General features: G+C 55.6%; 24 protein-coding genes and 1 tRNA gene. 11 read left to right on the forward strand and 14 right to left on the reverse strand.

The window, feature by feature from the left end; genetic code table 11:
* The first annotated feature begins 17 nt into the window (after positions 1 to 17).
* The 3 genes from AAGD24_RS16505 to AAGD24_RS16515 all read left to right on the forward strand — a co-directional run bounded on the left by AAGD24_RS16505 (position 18) and on the right by AAGD24_RS16515 (position 3,435).
* Entirely contained in the window at positions 18 to 1,124 is a 1,107-nt protein-coding gene (locus AAGD24_RS16505; RefSeq protein ID WP_379867362.1) for a murein hydrolase activator EnvC family protein, read from the forward strand.
* Positions 1,125 to 1,228: 104 nt separating this feature from the next.
* Complete coding sequence (locus AAGD24_RS16510) at positions 1,229 to 2,629, forward strand: S41 family peptidase (RefSeq protein WP_379865721.1); 1,401 nt, start codon at positions 1,229 to 1,231, stop codon at positions 2,627 to 2,629.
* Complete coding sequence (locus tag AAGD24_RS16515) at positions 2,626 to 3,435, forward strand: divergent polysaccharide deacetylase family protein (protein ID WP_379865723.1); 810 nt, start codon at positions 2,626 to 2,628, stop codon at positions 3,433 to 3,435. The genes AAGD24_RS16510 and AAGD24_RS16515 overlap by 4 nt, the downstream gene beginning before the upstream one ends.
* Before the next feature lie 9 nt (positions 3,436 to 3,444).
* Here AAGD24_RS16515 and hisF read toward each other — a convergent pair whose 3' ends face one another.
* The 5 genes from hisF to AAGD24_RS16540 all read right to left on the reverse strand — a co-directional run bounded on the left by hisF (position 3,445) and on the right by AAGD24_RS16540 (position 6,819).
* Positions 3,445 to 4,218 carry an imidazole glycerol phosphate synthase subunit HisF gene (gene hisF / locus AAGD24_RS16520; RefSeq protein WP_075194385.1) on the reverse strand — a complete coding sequence of 258 codons (774 nt, stop codon included), beginning with the start codon at positions 4,216 to 4,218 and terminating at the stop codon, positions 3,445 to 3,447.
* An 8-nt stretch (positions 4,219 to 4,226) separates the two neighbouring features.
* Positions 4,227 to 4,964, reverse strand: coding sequence for a 1-(5-phosphoribosyl)-5-[(5-phosphoribosylamino)methylideneamino]imidazole-4-carboxamide isomerase (gene hisA, locus AAGD24_RS16525; protein ID WP_036208766.1), 738 nt, complete (start codon positions 4,962 to 4,964; stop codon positions 4,227 to 4,229).
* Positions 4,958 to 5,599, reverse strand: coding sequence for an imidazole glycerol phosphate synthase subunit HisH (gene hisH, locus AAGD24_RS16530; RefSeq protein WP_349379499.1), 642 nt, complete (start codon positions 5,597 to 5,599; stop codon positions 4,958 to 4,960). The genes hisA and hisH overlap by 7 nt, the downstream gene beginning before the upstream one ends.
* 51 nt (positions 5,600 to 5,650) lie before the next feature.
* Positions 5,651 to 6,244, reverse strand: a complete 594-nt coding sequence (gene hisB / locus AAGD24_RS16535) for an imidazoleglycerol-phosphate dehydratase HisB (RefSeq protein ID WP_379865725.1) — start codon at positions 6,242 to 6,244, stop codon at positions 5,651 to 5,653.
* A 113-nt stretch (positions 6,245 to 6,357) separates the two neighbouring features.
* A complete protein-coding gene (locus AAGD24_RS16540; RefSeq protein ID WP_036208759.1) occupies positions 6,358 to 6,819 on the reverse strand; it encodes an SRPBCC family protein in 462 nt (153 codons plus the stop codon).
* 185 nt (positions 6,820 to 7,004) lie between these two features.
* On the opposite strand from AAGD24_RS16540, the gene AAGD24_RS16545 reads away from it, so the two are divergent.
* The 5 genes from AAGD24_RS16545 to AAGD24_RS16565 all read left to right on the forward strand — a co-directional run bounded on the left by AAGD24_RS16545 (position 7,005) and on the right by AAGD24_RS16565 (position 11,279).
* On the forward strand, positions 7,005 to 9,206 hold the full coding sequence (locus tag AAGD24_RS16545; RefSeq protein ID WP_379865727.1) for an AsmA family protein: 2,202 nt from the start codon (positions 7,005 to 7,007) through the stop codon (positions 9,204 to 9,206).
* Complete coding sequence (mutY, locus tag AAGD24_RS16550) at positions 9,203 to 10,267, forward strand: A/G-specific adenine glycosylase (RefSeq protein ID WP_379865728.1); 1,065 nt, start codon at positions 9,203 to 9,205, stop codon at positions 10,265 to 10,267. The genes AAGD24_RS16545 and mutY overlap by 4 nt, the downstream gene beginning before the upstream one ends.
* A gap of 52 nt (positions 10,268 to 10,319) precedes the next feature.
* Positions 10,320 to 10,592, forward strand: a complete 273-nt coding sequence (locus tag AAGD24_RS16555) for an oxidative damage protection protein (RefSeq protein ID WP_036208753.1) — start codon at positions 10,320 to 10,322, stop codon at positions 10,590 to 10,592.
* 106 nt (positions 10,593 to 10,698) lie between these two features.
* Positions 10,699 to 10,774, forward strand: a tRNA-Phe gene (locus AAGD24_RS16560).
* 85 nt (positions 10,775 to 10,859) lie between these two features.
* Positions 10,860 to 11,279, forward strand: coding sequence for a hypothetical protein (locus AAGD24_RS16565; protein WP_228210141.1), 420 nt, complete (start codon positions 10,860 to 10,862; stop codon positions 11,277 to 11,279).
* Between the two features lie 93 nt (positions 11,280 to 11,372).
* On the opposite strand, the gene AAGD24_RS16570 is transcribed toward AAGD24_RS16565, so the two are convergent.
* Entirely contained in the window at positions 11,373 to 13,217 is a 1,845-nt protein-coding gene (locus AAGD24_RS16570; RefSeq protein ID WP_228210140.1) for an AAA family ATPase, read from the reverse strand.
* An 89-nt stretch (positions 13,218 to 13,306) separates the two neighbouring features.
* On the reverse strand, positions 13,307 to 13,714 hold the full coding sequence (locus AAGD24_RS16575; protein WP_228210139.1) for a hypothetical protein: 408 nt from the start codon (positions 13,712 to 13,714) through the stop codon (positions 13,307 to 13,309).
* A gap of 149 nt (positions 13,715 to 13,863) precedes the next feature.
* Here AAGD24_RS16575 and AAGD24_RS16580 point away from each other — a divergent pair, with 149 nt between their 5' ends.
* The 3 genes from AAGD24_RS16580 (at position 13,864) to AAGD24_RS16590 (ending at position 15,772) form a co-directional block, all read left to right on the forward strand.
* On the forward strand, positions 13,864 to 14,154 hold the full coding sequence (locus AAGD24_RS16580) for a type II toxin-antitoxin system Phd/YefM family antitoxin (RefSeq protein ID WP_228210138.1): 291 nt from the start codon (positions 13,864 to 13,866) through the stop codon (positions 14,152 to 14,154).
* Positions 14,099 to 14,365, forward strand: coding sequence for a type II toxin-antitoxin system RelE/ParE family toxin (locus tag AAGD24_RS16585; protein WP_228210137.1), 267 nt, complete (start codon positions 14,099 to 14,101; stop codon positions 14,363 to 14,365). The genes AAGD24_RS16580 and AAGD24_RS16585 overlap by 56 nt, the downstream gene beginning before the upstream one ends.
* Before the next feature lie 435 nt (positions 14,366 to 14,800).
* On the forward strand, positions 14,801 to 15,772 hold the full coding sequence (locus tag AAGD24_RS16590; RefSeq protein ID WP_228210136.1) for a calcium/sodium antiporter: 972 nt from the start codon (positions 14,801 to 14,803) through the stop codon (positions 15,770 to 15,772).
* A gap of 6 nt (positions 15,773 to 15,778) precedes the next feature.
* On the opposite strand, the gene AAGD24_RS16595 is transcribed toward AAGD24_RS16590, so the two are convergent.
* The 7 genes from AAGD24_RS16595 to AAGD24_RS16625 form a co-directional block, all read right to left on the reverse strand.
* Positions 15,779 to 16,228 carry a DUF4124 domain-containing protein gene (locus tag AAGD24_RS16595; RefSeq protein WP_228210135.1) on the reverse strand — a complete coding sequence of 150 codons (450 nt, stop codon included), beginning with the start codon at positions 16,226 to 16,228 and terminating at the stop codon, positions 15,779 to 15,781.
* Between the two features lie 94 nt (positions 16,229 to 16,322).
* On the reverse strand, positions 16,323 to 17,531 hold the full coding sequence (gene glcF / locus AAGD24_RS16600) for a glycolate oxidase subunit GlcF (RefSeq protein ID WP_228210134.1): 1,209 nt from the start codon (positions 17,529 to 17,531) through the stop codon (positions 16,323 to 16,325).
* Positions 17,532 to 17,728: 197 nt separating this feature from the next.
* Positions 17,729 to 18,793: a glycolate oxidase subunit GlcE gene (gene glcE, locus AAGD24_RS16605; protein ID WP_228210133.1), complete on the reverse strand. Its 1,065-nt coding sequence runs from the start codon at positions 18,791 to 18,793 to the stop codon at positions 17,729 to 17,731.
* Positions 18,786 to 20,258, reverse strand: coding sequence for an FAD-linked oxidase C-terminal domain-containing protein (locus AAGD24_RS16610; RefSeq protein ID WP_228210132.1), 1,473 nt, complete (start codon positions 20,256 to 20,258; stop codon positions 18,786 to 18,788). The genes glcE and AAGD24_RS16610 overlap by 8 nt, the downstream gene beginning before the upstream one ends.
* A gap of 39 nt (positions 20,259 to 20,297) precedes the next feature.
* Positions 20,298 to 20,723, reverse strand: a complete 426-nt coding sequence (locus AAGD24_RS16615; protein WP_007153417.1) for a heme-binding protein — start codon at positions 20,721 to 20,723, stop codon at positions 20,298 to 20,300.
* 19 nt (positions 20,724 to 20,742) lie between these two features.
* Positions 20,743 to 22,281 carry a TRAP transporter large permease subunit gene (locus tag AAGD24_RS16620; RefSeq protein ID WP_051946996.1) on the reverse strand — a complete coding sequence of 513 codons (1,539 nt, stop codon included), beginning with the start codon at positions 22,279 to 22,281 and terminating at the stop codon, positions 20,743 to 20,745.
* Positions 22,278 to 22,991, reverse strand: a complete 714-nt coding sequence (locus AAGD24_RS16625) for a TRAP transporter small permease subunit (RefSeq protein WP_036208727.1) — start codon at positions 22,989 to 22,991, stop codon at positions 22,278 to 22,280. Before AAGD24_RS16625 ends, AAGD24_RS16620 begins: the two co-directional genes overlap by 4 nt.
* Positions 22,992 to 23,069 lie beyond the last annotated feature (78 nt).

The following is a 23,069-nucleotide window of genomic DNA, read 5'->3' on the forward strand; positions in this document are numbered from 1 at the left end:
TTTGGCTGGCGGTGGCGATGCTTGCAGTCGTCACGCCAGCACTGGCGGAGCAACAGGTCACACCTGGCCAGATAGAAGATCTCAAGGAAGAGATTGCCGATATTGATGAGTGGCTTGCCGACGCCGAGGAAGACCGTTCCTCGCTGGAGCAACAGCTCTCCGGGCTCGAACAGGAAATAGGCCGGCTCACCCGCGAACGCCGGGAGCTCCGCCAACAGGCACGGGAACAGCAACTGCGCCTGACCGGGCTCGGCAAGGAAGAGACCGAACTCACCCGCGTGCTGGAAAGCCAGCGCGACAGCCTGAAGAAACAGATCCGCGCCGCCTGGATGGAAGGCGACGCGCCCGCCGTCAAAGTCCTGCTCAACGAGATCGACCCGGACAAGGTCGCCCGCACGATGACCTACTACGAGTACCTCAGCCGGGACACCATTGACCGCCTCGAGGCGTTCGCTGCCAATCTCCGGCAATTGAAAGAAACGCAGAAGCAGGTCAAGGCCGGGCGGATGCGGCTGGCAGAACTGGAAGAGAATGTCGCCGACCGCCAACAAAAGCTGAGCAGCAGCAAAAAGGAACGGGAACAGACCCTGGCGGCCCTGAAAACCGACATCAGCAATCGACTGAGCGAACGCGAGGAACTGGAAGAGGATCGCAAGCGCCTGGAAAAACTGCTGCGGGAGGTCGAAGAGGCCATCGCCAACATCCCCACGCCCAATGAGTCAGATCCGTTCGGATCACTCAAGAACAAACTGCCGTGGCCGGCGGAAGGCAAAATCGTCCGCAACTTCGGAGACAGCTACGCCAGCGGAAAACTCAAGCACAACGGACTGCTGATCAACACCGCCGAGGAAGGCGACGTAAAAGCCGTTCACTATGGCCGCGTTGTTTTCGCCAACTGGCTGCGCGGGTTTGGCCTGATCACCATCCTCGACCACGGCGACGGCTACATGACGCTCTACGGCCACAGCAGTAGCCTGTTCACCAGCCCCGGAGACTGGGTTGAAGCGGGCGAGGCAATTGCCCAGGCTGGCCGAACCGGCGGGACCAATGACCCCGCGGTGTATTTCGAGGTCCGCCACAATGGAAAACCGGACAATCCCCGACGCTGGCTCGGCAACCGCTGAACGGGTTCACGCTACCCCAAAGGCTGACAAATCAGCCCGGTAACGCCATACTGTCCGGCAATACTTGGGAACAACCAGTCATCGGATTAACACAGGACATGTGAATGAGACGGGTAAGAAGTCTACACCACGCCAGCACACGCGCACTCGCCCTTGCCACCTGCTTAACCGTTCTGCCCGGCCTTATTCATGCCCAGGAAGCCGATGAAGAAACCCGACGCCTGCTGGAAGGCATCCAGCACGGTGAGCAGGTGGAAATACAGCTGCCCGATCCGGAAGAACAGCTGCCACTGGAAGACCTTCGCAAATTCGCCGAAGTGTTTGGCCGAATCAAGGATGCCTATGTGGAAGAGGTGGACGACCGCCAGCTCCTCGAAAGCGCGATCAAAGGCATGTTATCTGACCTGGACCCGCACTCCACCTATCTGGCCCCGAAAGACTACGAACAGCTCGAAGAGAGCACCTCCGGCGAGTTTGGGGGCCTGGGCATCGAAGTGGGCATGGAAGATGGCTTCGTAAAAGTTATCTCCCCCATCGATGACACCCCTGCTCAGAAGGCCGGCGTACAGGCGGGCGACCTGATCATCAAACTGGGTGACCAGCCGGTGAAAGGCATGTCGCTGGAAGAAGCCGTTAAACTGATGCGCGGCAAGCCAGGAACCGTCCTCACCCTGACCATTATGCGTGAGGGAGAATCAGCGCCGATCGAGATTGATGTGAAACGCGACATCATCAAGGTCACCAGCATCAAATCCCGCATCATCGAGAACGGCTATGGCTACGTTCGCATAACCCAGTTCCAGGCGGATACCGGCACCCAGTTCACCAAGGCACTGGAAGCCCTGGAGAAAGAACATGGCAGCGACCTGGACGGCCTGGTGATCGACCTGCGCAACAACCCCGGTGGCATTCTCCAGGCGGCGGTTGAAGCAGCGGATGCCCTGCTGGATAGCGGCTTGATCGTCTACACGGAAGGCCGCATCCAGAGCTCGCGCCTGCGCTTCAACGCCAAACCCGGAGATGTGATGCCGGATACGCCCATTGTCGTTCTGATTAACGGCGGTTCCGCCTCTGCATCCGAGATTCTTGCGGGCGCGCTTCAGGATCACCAGCGTGCCGTGGTCATGGGCACCCAGTCGTTCGGCAAAGGCAGCGTGCAAACCGTCATCCCCCTGGATGAGACTCACGCCATCAAGATGACCACCGCCCGCTATTACACCCCGGATGGGCGCTCCATCCAGGCCAAGGGGATCAAACCGGATATTGAAGTGAAGCCGGCGCAACTGACTGAGCTCGACAGTCAGCCGTTCTTTACCGAGGCGGATCTCAGCGGCCACCTTGAGGGGCAGGATGAGGGGAAGCAGGAAGAACCGCAAAAGCAGGAGGACGCACAAAGCACGTCGCCGGCGAACAAGGACTTCCAGCTACGCTCTGCACTGAACCTGCTGAAAGGCATGGGCATTCTCAACAAGCGTAACAAGCCGACACAGGAAAGCGCGGATTGAAAGTTCTAGCAACACTGATTGCCGCCCTTTTGGTCACCTCCCCGGTTGTTGCCGGGGAGCACGAGGGGCAACTCCCGCCCACTATCGCCATCATCATCGATGACATGGGACATAACCTGGTGGAGGGTGAGCGACTGATCGCCCTGGATCAGCCCATCACCCTGGCTTTCCTGCCCTACCGCAGATACACCACCAGACTGGCGGAGTTGGCGCACCAGAAGCACAAGGAAATCATGCTGCATGCGCCAATGGCCAATACCCGTAACATCGGCCTTGGGCCCGGCGGCCTGAACCCGGACATGGACCAGAACAGCCTGGTCACTACCTTGCGGCGAGCGCTTCAGTCCATTCCCCATGTGCAGGGCGTGAACAACCATATGGGCAGCCTGCTAACTCAACAACTTCAGCCGATGGACTGGGTGATGTCTGAACTCGATCACTACCCGGTCTACTTCGTGGACAGCCGCACCATCGCTTCCTCCATTGCGGGCGAAGTCGCAGCCGCTTACCGCATACCCACCCTCACCCGCGACGTGTTCCTGGATCACGAGCAAACCGAGGAATTCGTGAATCAGCAGTTCGAGCTTCTTATCAAGCGGGCAAAGGAAAACGGCAGCGCCATCGGCATTGGCCATCCTCACAAGGTAACGGTGGACTATCTAGAGAAACGTCTGCCAGAGCTGGACGAGCAGGGAATTGCCGTAGCGACCGTCAGCGGCGTATGGGCGATGAGGAATGGCAACCGACCAATGTTTGCGGAAGGGGAAAAGCGGGCGATTCGGCCCGCGCTGGCGAAGCAGGAATGAGGCCCGGCCTCAATCCCGCACCACAATCCCCTGGGCCTTCATGAATGCCTTTGCTTCGGGAATCGTATGCTGACCGAAGTGAAAGATGGACGCCGCCAGCACGGCATCCGCGCGACCTTCGGTCACACCGTCTGCCAGATGCTGAAGCTCGCCCACACCCCCTGAAGCAATGACCGGCACTGATACAGCGTCGCTGATGGCGCGGGTCAGCCCCAGGTCGAATCCGATTTTGGTGCCGTCACGGTCCATGCTGGTCAGCAGCAACTCACCGGCACCCATCGCGGTCATCTTGCGAGCCCATTCAACGGCATCCAGCCCTGTCGGCTTGCGCCCACCGTGGGTGAATATCTCCCACCGGGGCTCCTCTCCTTCACCACTGACACGCTTGGCATCAATGGCGACAACGATACACTGACTGCCAAAACGGTCAGCGGCCTCGCGCACGAAGTCCGGATTGAACACCGCCGCAGTATTGATTGACACCTTGTCCGCCCCGGCATTCAGCAGCTTGCGGATATCTTCAACAGTGCGCACACCACCACCCACTGTCAGCGGGATAAACACTTCAGCCGCCATGCGCTCCACAGTTTCATAGGTGGTATCGCGGCTTTCGTGACTGGCGGTGATGTCCAGGAAAGTGATTTCGTCGGCGCCCTGTTCGTTGTACTTGCGGGCCACTTCCACCGGGTCACCGGCATCGCGGATATCGACGAAGTTCACGCCTTTTACAACGCGGCCTTTATCGACATCCAGGCAGGGAATAATGCGTTTTGCCAAAGCCATAATTCGTGTTACCCCTTCAGGCTGTCGCAGAAGGCCTGGGCTTCGGCCACATCCAGGGTGCCTTCATAGATGGCTCGGCCGGTAATCGCACCGAGGATGCCCTTGTCAGCCACGGTAGCAAGGCGCTTGAGATCGTCCATGTTGGTAACGCCGCCAGAAGCGATCACGGGAATGCCGCCTTCTTCCGCCAGTGCAGCGGTGGCTTCCACGTTCACGCCCTGCATCATGCCGTCGCGGCTGATGTCGGTGTAAACAATGGACTCGACGCCGTCGTTGGCAAAACGTTTCGCCAGGTCGGTCGCCATGACTTCAGACACTTCCGCCCAGCCGTCAGTGGCAACGCGGCCGTCTTTGGCGTCCAGGCCCACGATAATGTGGCCGGGAAAGCGCTTGCACATCTCGGTGACGAATTCCGGTTCTTTCACCGCCTTGGTACCAATAATGACCCACTGTACGCCGGCTTTCAGATAGGCCTCGATGGTTTCCGCCGAACGAATACCGCCGCCAATCTGGATGGGTAAATCCGGGTATTTGCGAGCGATGGCCTGGACGATTTCGCCGTTGACGGGCTCACCGGCGAAGGCACCATTCAGGTCCACCAGATGCAGGCGGCGGGCGCCAGCATCCACCCAGCGGGTTGCCATATCAACAGGATCGTCACCGAAAACGGTGGAGTCGTCCATACGGCCCTGGCGCAGTCTTACGCATTTGCCGTCTTTAAGATCTATGGCCGGGATGATCAGCATGTTCCAGTCCAGTTGGTAAAGTTTTTCAGTAACTGCAGCCCCGCCCGAGCGCTTTTTTCAGGGTGGAACTGCACCGCAAAGATGTTATCTCTCGCCACGGCTGCAGCCAGGTCAACGCCGTAATGGGTACGGCCGGCAATATCCGGGTTGCCCTCGGCTTCAGCGTAGTAGCTGTGCACGAAATAGAAGCGGTCGCCGTCGGGAATATCGTGCCAAAGCGGGTGATCCATGGTCTGGTGCACTTCGTTCCAGCCCATATGAGGCACTTTCAGGCGTTCGCCGTTCTCGGTGAGATTGTCACCGAAGAAGCGCACCTCCGACGGGAACAGGTCGATACAATCCACCCAGCCGTTTTCCTCGCTGCGGGACATCAGCGCCTGCATGCCTACGCAAATGCCGAGCAACGGACGGTCAGCGGAGACTTCCCGCACCAACTCATCAATTCCCAGGCGGCGGATCTCCGCCATGCAGTCGCGGATGGCGCCCACGCCAGGGAGGATCACCCGGTCCGCACTGCGGATCTGCTCGGCGTTGTCGGTGACCAGAACACGGGTATCCGGTGCAACGTGCTCCACCGCTTTGCTGACGGAATGAAGGTTACCCATGCCGTAGTCGATAATGGCAACGGTTTTCATGCGAAGAGAAACTTCCTGAATCGTGGTTCTTTTAGTTGAGCCCAGGGCCGCTTACAGCGACCCCTTGGTGGACGGGGTAATACCCGCCATTCGCTCGTCCATTTCAATGGCCATACGCAGGGCACGACCGAAGGCCTTGAACACGGTTTCGATCTGGTGGTGGGTGTTCTTACCCTTCAGGTTATCGATGTGCAGGGTAACCATGGAGTGGTTCACAAAGCCGTGGAAGAACTCCTCGAACAGGTCGACGTCGAAGCCTCCTACAGCACCACGGGTATAGGGCACATCCATCATCAGGCCGGGACGGCCAGACAGGTCAATCACCACGCGGGACAGTGCTTCGTCAAGCGGCACGTAGGCATGGCCGTAACGACGGATGCCCTTCTTGTCGCCAACCGCCTGCTTGAAAGCCTGGCCCAGGGTGATACCAATATCTTCCACCGTGTGGTGGTCATCAATGTGCAGGTCGCCCTTCGAGACAATGTTCAGGTCCACCAGCCCGTGGCGGGCAATCTGATCCATCATGTGCTCAAGGAAAGGCACGCCCGTGTCGAAGCTGGACTTGCCGGTGCCGTCGAGATCGATCTCGACGGTGATCTGTGTTTCCAGGGTATTTCTTTCTACCCGAGCCTTGCGTTCGGACATGGGGACTCCAAAGTCATCAGTCGGCACATGCCGGAAAAGTGTCTGCGCGCATTATACCTTTTATGATTCCCCGCGTCCCGCAATGGCCTTTATAGCCTTGATAGCGACGACCATCAGAACGCTTTCTTGAGGTTACTCATGTAGGTATCGACCAGGCTGTTGAACTCGTGCTTGATCACGGGGCTGATGGCCAGTTTCAACAGGCTCGGCAGCGGAACGGTCAACTCGGCGCTGGTCTGGAATTTCACCGAAGTAGTATTGTCGTCTTTCTTCTTGAGTGTCCAGGAGCCTTTTACCACACCGTTACCCTCGCCTTTCACCGGCTCCCAGGTAATCCTGCCGTTGTCCTTGTCCGCGAAGTATTTGCACGCGTATACAGACTGGATGGCATGCTTGTCCACGCCCACCTTTTCCATTTCCCAGCGATAGGCGTTGTCGCCCAGATCCACCAGGTTATGCACCTTGGGAAAATGGCTGGCCGATGCGGGCACGTCCGCCAGCAGCTCGAATACTTCGTCATATCCGGCCGGCAGATCCAGTTCCCGGTTAAGCTCAATAGAGACAGTAATAGCCACTGTTTGCTCCTTTTTATCGTTGTAAGACGCGCTTTATATCGTTGTGTAGAAATAAGGTGCCTATTTTGGCTGATCACTAACGTATTGTCATACACTCAGGCTTTTATTTTGTTACCCCTGGGTTATCCTTGGGCTAATCACAAGCCCAGTTACCGGACACGAATTATCGGAAGGACGCCAAAATCATGAAAGCTGTTCGCTATGTGGCTCTTGCCATCGTTGGCCTGCTCATTCTTGCCGTTGCCGCCGTCGCTATCGCGGTCGCCGTTATTGACCCAAACACCTACAAGCCACAGATTGAGAAAGTGGTCGAAAGTAAGACCAATCTGGACCTGATACTGGCCGGGGATATTGGCTGGTCTTTCATCCCACTGGGCCTGGAACTGAACGACGTTGAGGCCACCCTGGAAGACGAACGCCTGGTCAAGCTTGACCAACTGGTGGCCCAGGTCAGCTTCTGGTCCCTGGTAACCATGTCGCCCCGGGTGGATACTTTCCTGTTGAGCGGGCTGGACGCCAACCTGTCCGTTGATGCCAACGGTACCGGTAACTGGACCCGCATCATGCCGGAAGGTGAAGAACAGCCGCAGCAGGAAGAACCCGCCGCGCCAGCCGAAACCGCTGAAGAACAGCCAGAGAGCAGCGGCGCCAGCGAGCCCTTGAACTTCAACGTAGAGAGCGTGGAAATCAGCAACGCCCGCGTTCATTACGAAGACAAGGGCACGGGCCAGGCATTTACCCTGGAAGATTTCACCGTAAACGCCAGCGAGATCACCCTGGGTTCAAGCTTCCCATTGGACGTCTCGTTCCGCTTCGCCACCAACCAGCCGCAGTTTGAAGTTCAGGGCGACATCAGTGCCCGCCTGGCCGCCAATGAAGCGTTAAACGAATTTGGCGTGTCTGACCTGGAAGCCATCTTCGACATGAACGGCGAGCCTTTTGGCGGCGAATCCGTTCGCGCCGAAATAGCTGGCTCCGTGGAAGCTAATCTGGAAAACGAAACCGCCACGCTTAATGGCTTTACCGCCAGCCTGGCCGACCTGACGCTCAACACAGACCTGACGGTGAACGGCTTTGGCGACAAACCGAAACTCGAAGGCAGCCTCAGCATTGACGAATTTTCCCTCAAAGCGCTTCTGGCGGCCCTTGGCCAACCCGCCATCGAAACAGAAGACCCTGACGTCATGAGGGCCGTCGCTTTCTCCACCAACATCGGTGGCCCCGCCGGCACCGTGGAACTCAGCGATCTGACCATCAGCCTGGACGACACCACCTTCCAGGGCAGTGCCAGTTACGCCCTGGCCAACAGCGGTATTGGCCTGAACCTCCAGGGCGACGCGATCAATGCCGACCGCTATCTGCCGCCTGCCAGTGAGGAACAAACCGATGCCGCCGCCGAGGAAGCCCCGCAAGGTGGTGGCGCCCCGGCGGAAGAAGGCGACTTGCTGCCCCTGGACACACTCCGTTCGCTAGCGCTGGATATCAATCTCGGGCTGGGCGAACTGATCGTCAGTAATCTCACCATCAAAGAAATCAAATCGGTCATCACCGCACGCAATGGTGTGCTGCAAGTGCAGGACTTCAGCGGCAAACTGTACGAAGGCTCCTTCGGCGCCAAAGTGACCCTGGATGCCCGCACCGACAATCCGAAGTGGACCATCGGTTCCAAGGTCAACAACGTACAGACTTTGCCACTGCTGACCGACCTTGCCGAAGTGGACATGCTTGCCGGTGGCGCCAACCTGTCCGTGGATGTGAATACCACAGGCAATCGCATTTCCGCCCTGCGTAGCAATGCCAAAGGCAACATCAACTTTGATCTGGCCGAGGGTGAGTTCACCCGCATGAACCTCACACGCATGGCGTGCCAGGGCATTGCACTGGCCAATCAGGAAAGCCTCTCTACATCAGACTGGGGCACCAGCACGCCGTTCAACGACATGAAGGGCACCCTCAAGATTGACGGCAACACCCTGAACAACACGGACCTTGTGGCTGCCCTCGCCGGCATGAGACTGGAAGGCGACGGCACGGTGGACCTGGCTGCTTCCGATCTGGATTACGAAGTTGGCCTGCGGATCGTGGGCGAGATCCACCGGGACGAAGCTTGCCGAGTGACCGAATACGTGGAAAACGTGGTGATCCCGGTTGAGTGCCGCGGCGACTTCGCGGAAGACCCGGCCGGCCTCTGCTCCTTTGACGGGTCGCGCTTCCGCGACACCCTGAAAACCATTGCCGCCAACGCTGCAAAAGCCAAGGCCCGCGAAAAAGTGGACGAGGCCAAATCCAAAGCGGAAGACAAAGTCTCCGAAAAACTGCAAGAGAAGCTGGGTGAAGAGAGTGGCGAAAAGGTGAAAGACGCCCTCAAGGGCCTGTTCGGTCAATGAACGACGGTTTTGCCCAAAAGCTTCTCGCCTGGTACGACGAAAACGGCAGGCACGACCTGCCCTGGCATCATGACCGGAACCCATACCGCGTGTGGGTTTCGGAAATCATGCTTCAGCAAACCCAGGTGACCACTGTTATTCCCTACTTCGAAGCTTTTATGCAGCGCTTTCCAGATGTGAAGGCGCTCGCTTCTGCACCGGTGGATGACGTTCTCAGCCATTGGTCCGGCCTTGGGTACTACGCCCGCGCCCGCAACCTCCAGAAAGCGGCGCAACAGGTGGCCAACGAGCACGGAGGCGAGTTTCCCGGCAACCTGGAACAACTCCAGGCCCTGCCCGGCATTGGCCGCTCCACTGCCGCGGCCATCCTTGCCCAGGCCTTCCAGCAACGGGCGGCCATACTGGATGGCAATGTAAAACGGGTGCTGGCCCGCTACCACGCCATCCCCGGCTGGCCGGGCAAAACCGACGTGCTCAACCAGCTTTGGGAGCGCGCTGAAGAACACACGCCCGATGCACGCATCCGCGACTACACCCAAGCCATCATGGACCTGGGCGCCATGGTCTGCACCCGCAGCCGTCCAGCGTGCGACAGTTGCCCGCTACAAGACGGATGCGACGCCTATGCCAACAACGAAACCAGCCTCTACCCCGGCTCAAAGCCGAAGAAAGCCAAGCCCGAAAAAACCACCTGGATGGTGATACTGGAAGATCACCAAGGGCGCATCCTGCTGGAACGCAGGCCTCCCAGCGGCATCTGGGGCGGCCTCTGGAGCCTCCCGGAACTGGACCCGGCCTACGGCCCGGAAGAACTGCCAGACGCCTGCGAACAGGCCTTCGGCTTCCACTGTGGCGAACCGGAACTTACCAGCGGCTTTCGGCACACCTTCAGCCATTACCACCTTCATATCCAGCCGGCACGGCTCACCGTACAAAGCCCCGCTCACATCAATGATCGGGACAGCTACAAATGGGTCCACCGGGACCAGGCCCTTACCCTCGGCCTGCCGGCCCCCATTCGCACACTGCTGACCGCGCCGGAACAAACCCTCTTGCTTTGATCTGTTATCATCCCAGCAGATTCAGCAACACCACCTCCAAACAGGAGCAGACATGAGCCGCACCGTATTCTGTCGCAAATACCAGGAAGAACTCGAAGGGCTGGACTTCCCCCCCATGCCCGGCAAGAAAGGCGAAGACATCTACGAAAACGTCAGCAAGAAAGCCTGGGAAGAGTGGCAGGCCCAGCAAACCATGCTCATCAACGAAAAACACCTGAGCCTGATGGATCCCAACACCCGCAAGTACCTGCAGGCGCAGATGGAACGCTTCTTCAACAACGAGCCGTTCGATAAGGCTGAGGGCTATGTACCACCAGAGAAGTAGGCGCACCCAACTTGTGGAAGCGCCTATCAAAATTTTCCCGGAACGGCCTTGACTCAGGCAACCTAAACCGGTTTAATAGCGCCCCGTTGCAGCAGCACCGCAACACGCCCGGATAGCTCAGTCGGTAGAGCAGGGGATTGAAAATCCCCGTGTCGGTGGTTCGATTCCGCCTCCGGGCACCATCAGATTCAATGACTTAGCCCGCCTTGTGCGGGCTTTGTTGTTTCTGGTGTCCACCAAGTGTCCACAAACGATTTAAGAGCGAAAATGATCTCTGCAAGTGAAATCAAATACTGGATAATCGGTACCGCAATCGGCGGAATCGCACTTGGTTTAGGAGCCACGACAGTCTACAGAAACTATCTTTCACAAGGCACGAAGATCGCTCTCTCGGAAATCGATCAAAAAGCAATGAATGACAAATTCATGCTCTGTCATGTCAGACATTCAACGAACAATTACTCACCAGCAATACCGAAAGAAGACTGCATCCAGTTTTTCACAGAAAGTGTACCAAGGGTCTTTGATTTCGATGGAGCTAATCAATCATTCCCCCTTAACTCTGTGAGGGAGGAAGACTTCGTAGAATTGTATCAAGATCTACAAAAAGACCTTGAAGCAGCAGAGATGGATCGCCTACCGCCATTGGAAGAACTGACACACGGAAACATTAATCTAAACAATTAATCAGAGACAGGCGTAATTCAGTACCTTATCGATATGTGAGGGAGATAGATGGGCGCATCTCATAAAATGTTATTTTTTCAAAATTAAATAGAATCAGCTCAGATAATTACAACTCTTGACATGTTCAAAAATAGCTGAACAAATATCTCGAACCTCATCGGTAAGATCCCATTCGATTTCATCCATAACGCTTAGCGCAATTTTACAAAACCGAAGCTTGTTCTTAATCGTTCCACTGTCTTCTGAAAAAAACCTGCTTTCTTTTGGAACACCGCAAGCACGATCCAAGAACCTTCCTATCCCATCTCTTAGGGAGTTGCTATAAGTTTCATACTTTAGCTTTTCGAGGCCATCAATATTCACGAAATCCTTTTTCGTCCTTTTAGTTTCATAAAAATTAGCTGCAGTTCCCTTTAAAACATCCAGAGGCAGCAAGTTTTCAATTTCCTTGCAATCAAGGATATAAAATTTTTCAGAAAGACTGGTTTTAAGCCTATCAGCTCTGTCACCTTTATTCTTAATGTCACCATCAGCTATCAGAAAAATATTAGAGGAAGCCTTTAGGGCAGACAAGTTGTCATTTTTGTCTCCGTCAGAACCAGTTTTGGAAAAACTCCAATGGCTCAGAGCTGCACCCTGATACTCCACAAAAGTGTAATGGAAATTTTCAGACAAAGAACTTAGGAGAGATTTTTCAGCGTCGTCTGACAACTCTTCTATATATTTTTGCATAAATCGACGCAGATATAGCCTATCAGTAATACCCTCTACCCAAATAGAACTATTAGCCAAAAAAAGAGAGGAAGGAGTGACGCCAAGGGCCTCCAATATTTCTTGATCTTGTTCTTTAGACTCAACTAGAAATTTGAGGCCACCTTCATTCCTCTCCTTTTTAACTTTGTTTATTGACACATCATTCCTTGACTCGGCAAGATCAAGAAGGTGATTACTGTGTGAGACAGCAACAAATTGGTGGTCTGTGAACTCAAGTAAAAAAACAGCTAGCTTTTGCAAAAGGCCAGGGTGCAGAAAAATCTCAGGCTCTTCGACGAAAAAAACAGAGAACTCTTCCGTTAAAAACGCAGCTGATGTAATTATTATAACTTGCTGCAGCCCATCACCAAGATCATATATTGGAAATTGATCTTCGTCCCCAATTTTCACAGCTACCGTATCACCATCATACTGTGGTATTAACGTAACCTCATTGCCATTAAAAAAATGGTCTCCGAGAAGTTTCTCGTAACGCTTTATAACCTCCCTTTGGCCGGGCTTCCCCAACAAAAATCGAGCAAGCAAATCATATAAATTATATCCTGTTATAACATTTTCAGCATTAAACCCTGGAATAGAAAAATAATCAGCGATTGTCCGCGACTTGAACAAATCATTATCTTTATCTAATGGTCGCATTCCTCTCAATGCTGGAAGATAAAATCTTCCAAAATTATTAGCTAAAGTTGACCAACTAGGTTCAAGCTTAACCATTGGGCAAGTTGGATCACTTTTAAATCTCGCTCTTTGTTGATCTGAAACCTCTATTTCTGCTACCGATCCATCTAAACGATCGTCAGACCTCACGAAGTCACAGAACTTATTATATTTATTAATAAACTCTGACACTTTATTCCTTAATACGAAATCTCCGGTCGCAATTTCTAAGGCGTCCGCTCCTTTAAAAAATTTATTTGCTTTATCTTTAGATATAAAATTAATCATAGATCCTAGACTATCTTTCAACTCATTACTAAGTACGGAGGAGCATATTCTAAGATCACCTGAATCGGCGGAAAATAATTTTCTAATAAGTCGACTTTTCCCAGAATTGTTAGCCCCAATGAATATGGTAAACCTATTAAACTCAATCCTGCCGGAATCACTGAGGGCGTGATAATCAGAGATTTCGGAACAAGTCATACTATCGAAGAAGAATGTCATAATATGTGTCACCAATATTCAATGTTTTGCGAAAGCCTTGAAAGATTCTCACCTAAAATGTCTTACAATGAACTCTTTATGGCCGGCTATCAATGAAGGCTTTCGCGGTAACGTGAACAAGCAGCATCACGGTATTTTCGGCTTTGCTCGACCCCATCTTTCCTGAATTCCTCAGTCCAGAACTCGCACATTTGTTTGTTGGTGCGAATCACACTCGGATCTGTGCGATTCCGAGCTTGTTGACGTCGGCTCTCCTCCAGGCGCTGCTGCTCCTGTCTTGCCTGATCAGCTAAGAAATCATTGGGCGATACGGTAGAGCTCCTGGATGGTTGTTGTGCTGAGCTGGGCGGAGCGTTGAATGTAGGACGACCACCAAAGATCTCTTCCATAGCCGCTCCCATGATGGCGAAAGACAGAAAGAAACCGATAATTACTATTATTGCCCAGGAAACGATATTGCCAACGACGACTGCAGAAAAGATCTTGAACCAGGACATCATTCACTCCTTTGAATACCAACATGAATTTAGCCATTCCTCTACTTCGATGTCCATCCGTAAAGACCAACTTGAAAAGATCTTTTTTAAGACTTAAAATTAGATCTAAAAATAAGGCTAACCAAAACAGATAACCACGGAGCACAGACATGAAGAGCCTTTTTGCGAGGCTTGCGGCCACTATTTCGGAGCTGAAAGCTAATCCGAACGAGGTGCTCAATCAGGCTAACGGCGAGCCGGTCGTAATTTTGAGCCATAACAAGCCCAGGGCTTATATGGTGCCGGTTGAAACGTTCGAAGCTATGCAAGAGCAGCTAGAGGATTACCGGCTTCTACAGGAGGCACGCAAGCGTATGGACGACGAATCAGTACCGGTGACTATCGATGAGCTACGAGCTGCAATTCAAGAAAAAAGCGCTCAAGGAGTGGAACAAGCTTAACCCTACTATCCAGGCGGAGTTCCTGAAGATCCTGGAACGACGCTTGGAAAATCCAAGAATTCCGAAACACCAGTTGAAGGGCTCCTCCGACTTCTACAAGATCAAACTCAGATCTCAAGGCTTTCGCCTGGTTTACCATATTGACGACGGAAAAGTGGTCGTTACGGTGGTCACAGTTGCCCGCAGGGATACCGTTTATAAAGACTTCTAAGTGTCAACGAAGCGTCCACGCAATCGCGGTTTTATGTGGCTTTCAGTGGTTCGGAAATCGCGTAAATGATTGATTATGCAGTACTGTGGTTTACTGTGTCGCTTGGTACTTGGATTGAAAATCCCCGTGTCGGTGGTTCGATTCCGCCTCCGGGCACCATTAAGAATTCTGACAAAGCCCGCCATTGTGCGGGCTTTGTTGTTTCTGCCGCCCTACTTTTGCTCCGCCGGCTTAAACGAGACCGGTGCCTTTTTCTCGCCGAACCCGAATGCGTGTTGCCACACACGGGAAAATACCTGCTTTTATCCTCTACCGCTCCATCCGCATAACTGCTGAGATAACAACGCTCATATTTGCGTCTAACATTCTCTGAAACCAGAATGACTTACATCATTAACACCACTGCCAACAGCGCCATTTTTCAGGGAACCATCCATGCTTCTTTCGTTTCTGGCTATCGCCATCGGCCTCACCGTTCTGGTGTGGAGCGCCGGCAAGTTTGTTGAGGGTTCTGCGGCCACGGCCGGATACTTTGGCATGCCACCGCTGTTGATCGGCATGGTGGTGGTTGGTTTTGGTACATCGGCGCCGGAGATGGTGGTGTCTGCCCTTTCCGCCACTCAGGGGAATCCGGGATTGGCACTGGGTAACGCCTATGGCTCAAACATCACCAACATCGCCCTGATCCTGGGTATTACGGCGTTGATCAGCCCGATTGCGGTTCACTCGCAGGTGATGCGCAAGGAGCTGCCTATACTCACCGCTGTGACGGCACTGGCAGCCTGGCAGGTGTGGGACCGCGAGCTGACGTTTGTGGATGCGCTGGTGCTACTGGGTGTGTTTTTCCTGTTGCTGGCCTGGTCCATCCGCCAGGGTATGACTCAGAAAAACGATGCCCTGGGCACGGAGGTTGCGGAAGAAATGAGCCATTGCTCCATGCCACTTCGCAACGCGGTGCTGTGGCTGATTGCGGGCCTGTTGCTGCTGATCGTGAGCTCGCGGATTCTGGTCTGGGGCGCCGTTGAGTTGGCGCTTGGCTTTGGCGTAAGCGACCTGATCATCGGGCTGACCATTGTGGCGGTGGGAACTTCCCTGCCTGAACTGGCGTCGTCGGTTATCGCGGCGCGCAAGGGTGAGCATGACATTGCCCTTGGCAACATTCTCGGCTCGAACCTGTTCAACACCCTGGCGGTTGTGGGCATTGCCGGCACCATCAGCCCGATGGCAGTGGCACCAGAGGTGTTCTACCGGGATATCGCGGTGATGTCAGCGCTGACTCTGTCGCTGTTTATACTGGGCTATGGCTTTCGCGGGCCGGGACGGATTAACCGGTTGGAGGGCGGGCTTTTACTCGCCTGTTTCGTAGGCTACACCGTCTACCTGATCTCAACCACGTTCACATCCTGACCGGGCCTAGCCAAGCAGGCACTCCCGCGAGAGCTTCTGGCTAACTTCCCGGCGCTGTCGCCGCAGGCGGTTGCCCTGGTCGTTGGAGTACCCGGCCCGCAGTTGCTTCTGGATGCGGTCCAGCTTTTCCCGATACTCCTTACAGCGGACGTTCTTACGCTCACGCTCGCGGGCTTCCTGTTTGTCGGATAACGTTCGCCCGCCACCGTTGCCCGCTTCCAGGCTACGATTCACCTGCTGGTTGATGGTGCTCACCCGCTTGCCCCGGGTGATGTTCTCCCGCATGGGAATCAGCGAGGGCGTCCTCAGCTCAACGCGTTTGTGTTCGCGTACACCGGGCTTTATGTCAGTAAAGTGAGCAACCCCCTGTTCATCAACCCAGGTGTACATTTTTTGGGCTGATGAGATGGCGGGAATAACGAGCAATACAAAGACTGCGGCCTGCCTCCATGGCATTGGTTTCCACTCCCTGTGGTTTGTGTGTCGGCGCGGGCATTATAAACAAAACCGCGTGCGAGTGAGAGGGCCAGTATGACGGCTGGCCCACAGATCAAGCATCCAGCAACTCAATCCAGTGTTGAACTGGCACCTGAGCCTTGGTTTCCAGATGCATCTGACAGCCAATGTTGGCGGTGACGATGCGGTCAGGATTGTCTACAGTCAGCGCCTTGAGCTTGTTGTTCAGCAAGCGCTGGCTTAACTTGGGCTGGAGAATGGAGTAGGTGCCGGCGGAACCGCAGCACAGATGCTTCTCCTTGGTTTCAGCCAGATCAATGCCCGCCCTGCGCAATACCTGATCTACCACGCCGTTTTGCTGCATGGCGTGCTGCAGGGTGCAGGGGCAATGGAAAGCGACCTTACCGGCTCCCTGGGGTACCTTCAGTTTTTCCAGGTCCTGTTTGAGCAGGAAAGCGCCTAGGTCAATGGTCATGTCGCTGACTTTCTGCGCCTTGGCGGCATACATCGGGTCATCCTTTAGCAGATGGCCGTACTCCTGAACCATCGCCCCGCAACCGGAAGCGGTCATGATGATGGCCTCGGCGCCAGCTTCGATGGCGGGCCACCAGGCGTCGATGTTGCGGCGCATGGCGTTGAAGGCCTGATCATGTTCCGAGAGGTGATGGTTCACTGCACCACAGCATCCGGCTTCCGGAGCTTCCACCATGGTGACACCCAGTTTGTAGAGCACCCGGGCGGCAGCGGCGTTGGTGTTCGGCGTGGCGGAGGGCTGAACACAACCGGCAAGGGCCAGCACAATGCGGTCGTGGCTGGCAGCCGGCCAGGGGCTGGCCTTTTTTCTGGGCGGTACTTTGGTGCGCAATACGGATGGCAGTACCGGGCGGAACAGTTGGCCCATGCGTAGCAGGAAGCCGAACAGTCGACGGTTGGGAAGTACCCGGGCCAGCGACCAGCGTATCCAGCGCTCTTTGGGTGGCCGTGGCATTTCCTGTTCCATCAGGCCTCGGCTGATGTCGACCAGGCGGCCGTATTTCACACCGGAAGGACAGGTGGTTTCACAGCTGCGGCAGGTGAGGCAGCGGTCGAGGTGTTCACGGGATTTTTCGGTGACTTCTTCGCCTTCCAGGAACATTTTCATCAGGTAGATGCGACCGCGGGGGCCGTCGCGTTCGTCGTTCAGTTCCTGGTACGTTGGGCAGGTGGCGGTGCAAAAGCCGCAATGTACGCAGGCACGCAGGATGGATTCGGCTTCCTGGCCTTCTGGGGTGTTGGCGAATTGTTGGACTAAATTGGTTTGCATTGTTTACCTGCTTTTTTTGATTTGGAGCACAAGTGAGCGGTAACCCCTTTTCTGAAACACGCTCCTTCGGCACATCCATGTGACGCTTGGACTCCGCCATCCATGGCTCCGTACAGTTTCAGAAAAAGGGCCACCACTCACTTCCCCGGCATCTCAGAAGGCCCGCTCAGTTTCCTGTGAGATACCGGAGCTGATTGTTACAACCAGCTATAAAGTCGGCCCGGGTTAAAAATACCGTCGGGATCGAACGACTTTTTCAGCCGTTGCTGAATTTCTTTTAGCGCCCTTGGCTGGTGGTGCATCACTTCATCGGTGCGATCCCCGCCGCGGAACAGGCTTACCTGGCCGCCGGCGCGTTGCGCCATGGTTTCCAGTTTGGCGATGTCGGCTTCGCCCCGATACCAGCGCTGGGAGCCAGCCCAGTCGATCAGCCAGGGGCCATCGAGGTCCGGGTTTTCGGCGGTGGAGCCGACGGAGAAGCGCCAAAGCGGTTCATCACCGGCAAAGAATTCGTGCTGCATGTGTTGTAGCTGTTGCCAGAACTGGTCACCCTGCTCCATGACTTCACCGGTCCACTTTTCGGCGGTGGCCTCCACGGCGGATTTGGCGCCCGCGAGGCGCAGATACACCTTGCCGTCCACCCAGGCGGCGCCGGTGATGGGCTTGGGCTCTTTGGCGCGGCTGTTCATGTAGTGGATGACTTCGTCCATCGCCATGTCCTGCACCAGGGTGACGGACATCGCCGGTTTGGGCATGACTTTGAGGCTGATTTCGGTGATCGCGCCCAGTGTGCCCATGGCACCGGCCTGTAGCCGGGAGGTGTCGTAGCCGGCCACGTTTTTCATTACCTGACCACCAAAGCGCAGGTGTTCACCCTTGCCGTTGAGCAGGCGGATGCCCAGCACCTGGTCCCGTACCGAGCCGGACCAGGGCCGTGCGGGGCCGGAGAGGTTGCACGCGAGCGTGCCACCGAGCGTGGAACCATCACCAAACCTGGGCGGTTCGAAGTGCAGGCACTGGCCTTCTTCGGCCAGGGTGGCTTCGATTTCCGCAAGGGTGGTGCCGGCACGTGCGGTCAATATTAGTTCCACAGGATGGTATTCAACGATGCCTGTGTGCTCGCCCATGTTCAGAGAGCCTGCATCAGCGTCGGCGGCCCGCCCCATGAAGGCCTTGGTGCCACCGCCTTCGATATTCAGTTTCTGGCCCGTCTTGCGGGCCTGGAGAACCTGCTCCTGCAGCTTTTGAGACAGATCAGCCATGCGCCGCGTCCACCGTGTCGTGCTTGTGTTGTTTGTGCTCGAGTGAGCGGTATTCCTGACAGAAACGCAGGGCCGGGACGCCCTTGCCAGGGTTGAGAATGCCAGCCGGATCGAACGCCGATTTGACGTCGTGGAACTGCTGCAGTTCCTCGTCGTTGAACTGTATGGCCATCTGGCGGATTTTTTCCACACCCACGCCGTGTTCACCGGTGATGCAGCCCCCCACTTCCACGCAAAGGTTGAGAATGCTGCTGCCAAAGGCTTCGGTGCGCTCAAACTCGCCGGGCACGTTGGCATCAAACAGGATCAGCGGGTGCAGGTTGCCGTCGCCAGCGTGGAATACGTTGGCTACCCGCAGGCCGAATTCTTCGGACATTCTCTCCATTTCCAGCAACACGTGCGCCAGGTGCCGACGCGGAATGGTGCCGTCCATGCAGTAGTAATCCGGCGAGATACGGCCCACTGCCGGGAAGGCCGATTTACGGCCTTTCCAGAGCAGCGCCCTCTCCTCTTCGCTCTGGGAGGTTTTGACCGAGGTAGCGCCCAGTTTTCGGAACACATTCTCGGCCTGTTCGATGTGTTCATGGACTTCTTCCTCGGTGCCGTCCACCTCGCACAGAAGCAATGCTTTCGCCTCGCGCGGGTAACCTGCCTGGGCAAAATCGTCAGCCGCAATAATCGCATGGCCATCCATCATTTCCAGGCCGCCGGGGATGATGCCATGGGAGATAATTCCGCCGACGGCATCGCCGGCTTTCTGCACACTGTCGAAGCCGGCCATCACCACCTGGGCTATCTCCGGTTTCGGCAGCAGTTTTACTTTCACTTTGGTGACGATGCCCAGCAACCCTTCAGAGCCGGTCATCAACGCCAGCAGATCCATTCCACAGGCGTCCAGAGCGTCGTTGCCGACGGTCACCCGGTCTCCCTCGGCGGTGATCATTTCCACGCTGAGAATGTTGTGAACGGTCAAACCGTATTTCAGGCAATGCACGCCGCCGGAGTTTTCCGCCACGTTGCCGCCAATGGTGCAGGCAATCTGGGAGGAAGGATCCGGCCCGTAATAGAGACCGTACTGGGCAACCTCCTCGCTGATCGCCAGGTTACGCACACCCGGTTGCAGTAAGGCCGTTCGCGCCAGCGGATCGATGTCCAGGATGCGGTTGAACTTGGCCAGCGACAACACCACGCCTTCCTTGTGCGGCATGGCACCGGCACTCAGGCCCGTTCCAGCACCACGGGCCACAACCGGCACTTCGTGCTCGTTGCAGATGCGCATCACCCGTTGCACCTGTTCGGCGGTCTCCGGCAGCACCACGAGCATTGGCATCTCGCAGTACATCGACATACCGTCGCATTCATAGGGTTTCATGGTTTCGTCATCGGTAATGACGAAGTCCGGGTCTATGAACGCACGGAACTGTTCCGCCAGCTCCGCTGCGCTGATTTTCGGTTTGCTGTTCATATCATTCTCTGGGAGTCATGGCTTTCAGTGAGACAGCCATCAACCGCGTTTGGTTTCAAAGTGATCAATCCCTGCCTGGGCACAGTCCATATCCTGTTGGGGGGTGCCAGAGCTGATACCGATACCGCCAACAACCTCGCCATCGACCATCACCGGCAGGCCACCACCGACAGAACTGATACGCCCACCCACTTCGGTATGAATGCCGAAAGCCAGCTTGCCGGGTACGTTCACGGCGTTGTAATCGTGTGTCGCCTTTTTCGCCGCTGATGCGGTGAAGGACTTGTCCTGGGCAATGGTCACGCTGGTGATCTTGCCGCCGTCCATGCGTTCGAACGCGATCAAATTGCCGGACTCGTCGGTGATGGCGATGCACATGGGTACGCCGATCTCGCGCGCCTTCTCCGCCGCGCCTTCGATGAGTATTCTGGCGTCCGCCAGATCAAGTCGTTTAACCGTCAACATGAGCAATTACTCCTCTTTATTAGCCATAAACCAGATTGGGCAGCCAGGTAACGACGCCCGGAATGAGCACACAGATAAACAAACCGAATGCCTGAATAGCAAGAAATACCAGTGACGACTTGAAGATTGTGCCCATGGTGATATCCGGCGGACACACGCCCCGAATGTAGAAGAGTGCGTAGCCGAACGGCGGGCTCAGGAACGACATCTGCATGTTCACCAGATAGAGCACACCAAACCACAGCACCACGTCCTCACCGGGCACGGCCGGGAAACCCAGCAGGCCAGGGAATTCCAGCGCCTCGACAATCGGAATGAAAATGGGCACAGCCAGCAGCAGAATACCCACCCAGTCGAGGAACATGCCCAGCACCACCAGCAGCACCATCAACAACAGCAGAACGGCGTAGGGCGACAGACCAATACCGAGGATGGTTTCGGTAATGAAGTCCTGACCACCCTGCAGGATGTAGAACCCGACAAACACCGATGCACCAAACATGATCCACAGCACCATCGCCGAAGCCTTGGCGGTGGTGACCGACGCATCGCGCAGTGTGGCGACAGAGAATACCTTGTGTTTCATGGCCACCAGGATCGCCCCGAAAGAACCGATACCGGCCGCCTCAACGGGTGTCGCAACACCGCCAAACAGTAAGCCCAGCACCAGGAATACCAGTACCAGTGGGGCGATCAGGTCTTTCAGCAGCAGGAGTTTTTCCTTGAGGCCAATCCGCTCTTCCTCCGGCACTGGCGGCCCGAGTTCCGGATTGAGCCACGCGCGGGTACCCACATAAATCACGTACAGGCCAGCCAGAATCAGCCCCGGAATCACTGAGCCCAGGTACAACTCACCTACTGACTGCTGCGCCACAACCGCATAAAGGATCGCCAGGATGGAAGGCGGGATCAGGATGCCCAGTGTGCCCCCGGCCATGATCGAGCCCAACGCGATCTTCTGGTCGTACCCGCGTTTGAGCATCGCCGGTAGCGCAATAATGCCCATGGTCACCACGGCCGCACCAATAACCCCGACCATGGCGGCCAGAATCGTGGACGCCAGTATGGTGGCAATGGCCAGGCCGCCACCCAGGCCGCCCATCCACTTGTAGACCACGTTGAACATCTCTTCGATCAGGCCCGCCCGTTCCAGCATGGAGGCCATGAAGATGAACAGGGGGATCGCTGCAAGGTCCGAGTTGGTCATCATCGGGAAGATTCGACTGGGGATGATGTTCAGCATCATCGAGTCGCCCACCAGATAGATAAACGCCACGCCCAGGCCACCGGTCACAAAGGCCAGCGGCAGCCCCATCATCAACAGCACCGCCAGGGAGCCAAACATGATGTAGGTCAGCGGACCAATCTTCACATCCGACAGCATGCCGGAGAGCTTGAACAGGAATTTTTCGTCGCTCCAGGGGTCATAAAACAGGATATTGATGACTTCCACCAGCACGACAAAAGCAAGGGCAATCGTGGCGATGATCATCAGCCAGGTGCCGAGCTTGCCGATCAGCGAACCCGTGCCCTGGTTGGTCATGGTCTCTGTGCTCATGCGTGTTGCTCCCGGCCGAGTTTAATGAAGATAGTGATGTCCTTGAGCAGTTTGGACAGGCCCGCCAGGAACAGCAGCGTCGACCCGAGGAGCATAACGCCCTTCACCGGCCAGTACTGAATGCCCCATGTCTCAACGGTTCGTTCGTCCATGGAATAAGAGTTCTCAAGGAAGGTCCAGGAGGTAATCATCAACGCAATCGCGAACATGAAGAAGAACATGGACGTGAAAATATCCATGCCCACGCGGCCCCGAAGTGGCAGGAAGTTGTAAACCACGTCAACCCGCACATGGGCACCGTGAAGCAATGCAAACGCACCCGCCATCAGGTACTGCATGCCGAACAGTAGAAAACTGGCCTCGTGTACCCAGATGGTGGGCTGGTTGAATAGATAGCGCATCACCACTTCGAAGAAATAGAACACCACCGCGTTCACGGTCCAGAAGGAAATAAAGACACCGGATTTCTCGCTGATCCAGTCCACCGCCTTGGTGAACCAGTTACTCGCATCACTGTAATCAACGCTTTTTTTCAGTTCCGCTTCAATCTGTTGAAGCTTCTGGTTGGCCTCGGCATTTTTGTCGATGGCTTTCACACCCCGTTGGGACAACCAACGGTCCAGCGCCATCATGATCAGCGGCATGACCGCCAGCCAGCCCCAGTAGAACCAGTGAGGCAATACAAAGCCGAACGCACTCAGGTCAGACATGTTTTATCACCTTTAATCACAGAGCGGGGAAGGCAGCGAGCGTGCCATCGGCGCACTCCCTGCCTTCCCCGTGATCGG

It is taken from the genome of Marinobacter sp. M5B (genome assembly GCF_042604615.1).
Lineage (GTDB): Bacteria > Pseudomonadota > Gammaproteobacteria > Pseudomonadales > Oleiphilaceae > Marinobacter > Marinobacter salarius.

What these genes read in the sequence shown, in the direction of transcription:
- hisA (WP_036208766.1), bottom strand. Translation starts at nt 4,964, where the DNA reads ATGCTGATCATCCCGGCCATAGATCTTAAAGACGGCAAATGCGTAAGA.
- glcF (WP_228210134.1), bottom strand. Translation starts at nt 17,531, where the DNA reads ATGCAAACCAATTTAGTCCAACAATTCGCCAACACCCCAGAAGGCCAG.
- AAGD24_RS16555 (WP_036208753.1), top strand. Translation starts at nt 10,320, where the DNA reads ATGAGCCGCACCGTATTCTGTCGCAAATACCAGGAAGAACTCGAAGGG.
- AAGD24_RS16580 (WP_228210138.1), top strand. Translation starts at nt 13,864, where the DNA reads ATGAAGAGCCTTTTTGCGAGGCTTGCGGCCACTATTTCGGAGCTGAAA.
- AAGD24_RS16585 (WP_228210137.1), top strand. Translation starts at nt 14,099, where the DNA reads ATGAGCTACGAGCTGCAATTCAAGAAAAAAGCGCTCAAGGAGTGGAAC.
- mutY (WP_379865728.1), top strand. Translation starts at nt 9,203, where the DNA reads ATGAACGACGGTTTTGCCCAAAAGCTTCTCGCCTGGTACGACGAAAAC.
- AAGD24_RS16595 (WP_228210135.1), bottom strand. Translation starts at nt 16,228, where the DNA reads ATGCCATGGAGGCAGGCCGCAGTCTTTGTATTGCTCGTTATTCCCGCC.
- hisH (WP_349379499.1), bottom strand. Translation starts at nt 5,599, where the DNA reads ATGAAAACCGTTGCCATTATCGACTACGGCATGGGTAACCTTCATTCC.
- AAGD24_RS16625 (WP_036208727.1), bottom strand. Translation starts at nt 22,991, where the DNA reads ATGTCTGACCTGAGTGCGTTCGGCTTTGTATTGCCTCACTGGTTCTAC.
- AAGD24_RS16545 (WP_379865727.1), top strand. Translation starts at nt 7,005, where the DNA reads ATGAAAGCTGTTCGCTATGTGGCTCTTGCCATCGTTGGCCTGCTCATT.
- AAGD24_RS16505 (WP_379867362.1), top strand. Translation starts at nt 18, where the DNA reads ATGCTTGCAGTCGTCACGCCAGCACTGGCGGAGCAACAGGTCACACCT.
- hisF (WP_075194385.1), bottom strand. Translation starts at nt 4,218, where the DNA reads ATGGCTTTGGCAAAACGCATTATTCCCTGCCTGGATGTCGATAAAGGC.
- AAGD24_RS16575 (WP_228210139.1), bottom strand. Translation starts at nt 13,714, where the DNA reads ATGTCCTGGTTCAAGATCTTTTCTGCAGTCGTCGTTGGCAATATCGTT.
- AAGD24_RS16620 (WP_051946996.1), bottom strand. Translation starts at nt 22,281, where the DNA reads ATGAGCACAGAGACCATGACCAACCAGGGCACGGGTTCGCTGATCGGC.
- glcE (WP_228210133.1), bottom strand. Translation starts at nt 18,793, where the DNA reads ATGGCTGATCTGTCTCAAAAGCTGCAGGAGCAGGTTCTCCAGGCCCGC.
- AAGD24_RS16590 (WP_228210136.1), top strand. Translation starts at nt 14,801, where the DNA reads ATGCTTCTTTCGTTTCTGGCTATCGCCATCGGCCTCACCGTTCTGGTG.
- AAGD24_RS16510 (WP_379865721.1), top strand. Translation starts at nt 1,229, where the DNA reads ATGAGACGGGTAAGAAGTCTACACCACGCCAGCACACGCGCACTCGCC.
- AAGD24_RS16615 (WP_007153417.1), bottom strand. Translation starts at nt 20,723, where the DNA reads ATGTTGACGGTTAAACGACTTGATCTGGCGGACGCCAGAATACTCATC.
- AAGD24_RS16565 (WP_228210141.1), top strand. Translation starts at nt 10,860, where the DNA reads ATGATCTCTGCAAGTGAAATCAAATACTGGATAATCGGTACCGCAATC.
- AAGD24_RS16570 (WP_228210140.1), bottom strand. Translation starts at nt 13,217, where the DNA reads ATGACATTCTTCTTCGATAGTATGACTTGTTCCGAAATCTCTGATTAT.
- hisB (WP_379865725.1), bottom strand. Translation starts at nt 6,244, where the DNA reads ATGTCCGAACGCAAGGCTCGGGTAGAAAGAAATACCCTGGAAACACAG.
- AAGD24_RS16610 (WP_228210132.1), bottom strand. Translation starts at nt 20,258, where the DNA reads ATGAACAGCAAACCGAAAATCAGCGCAGCGGAGCTGGCGGAACAGTTC.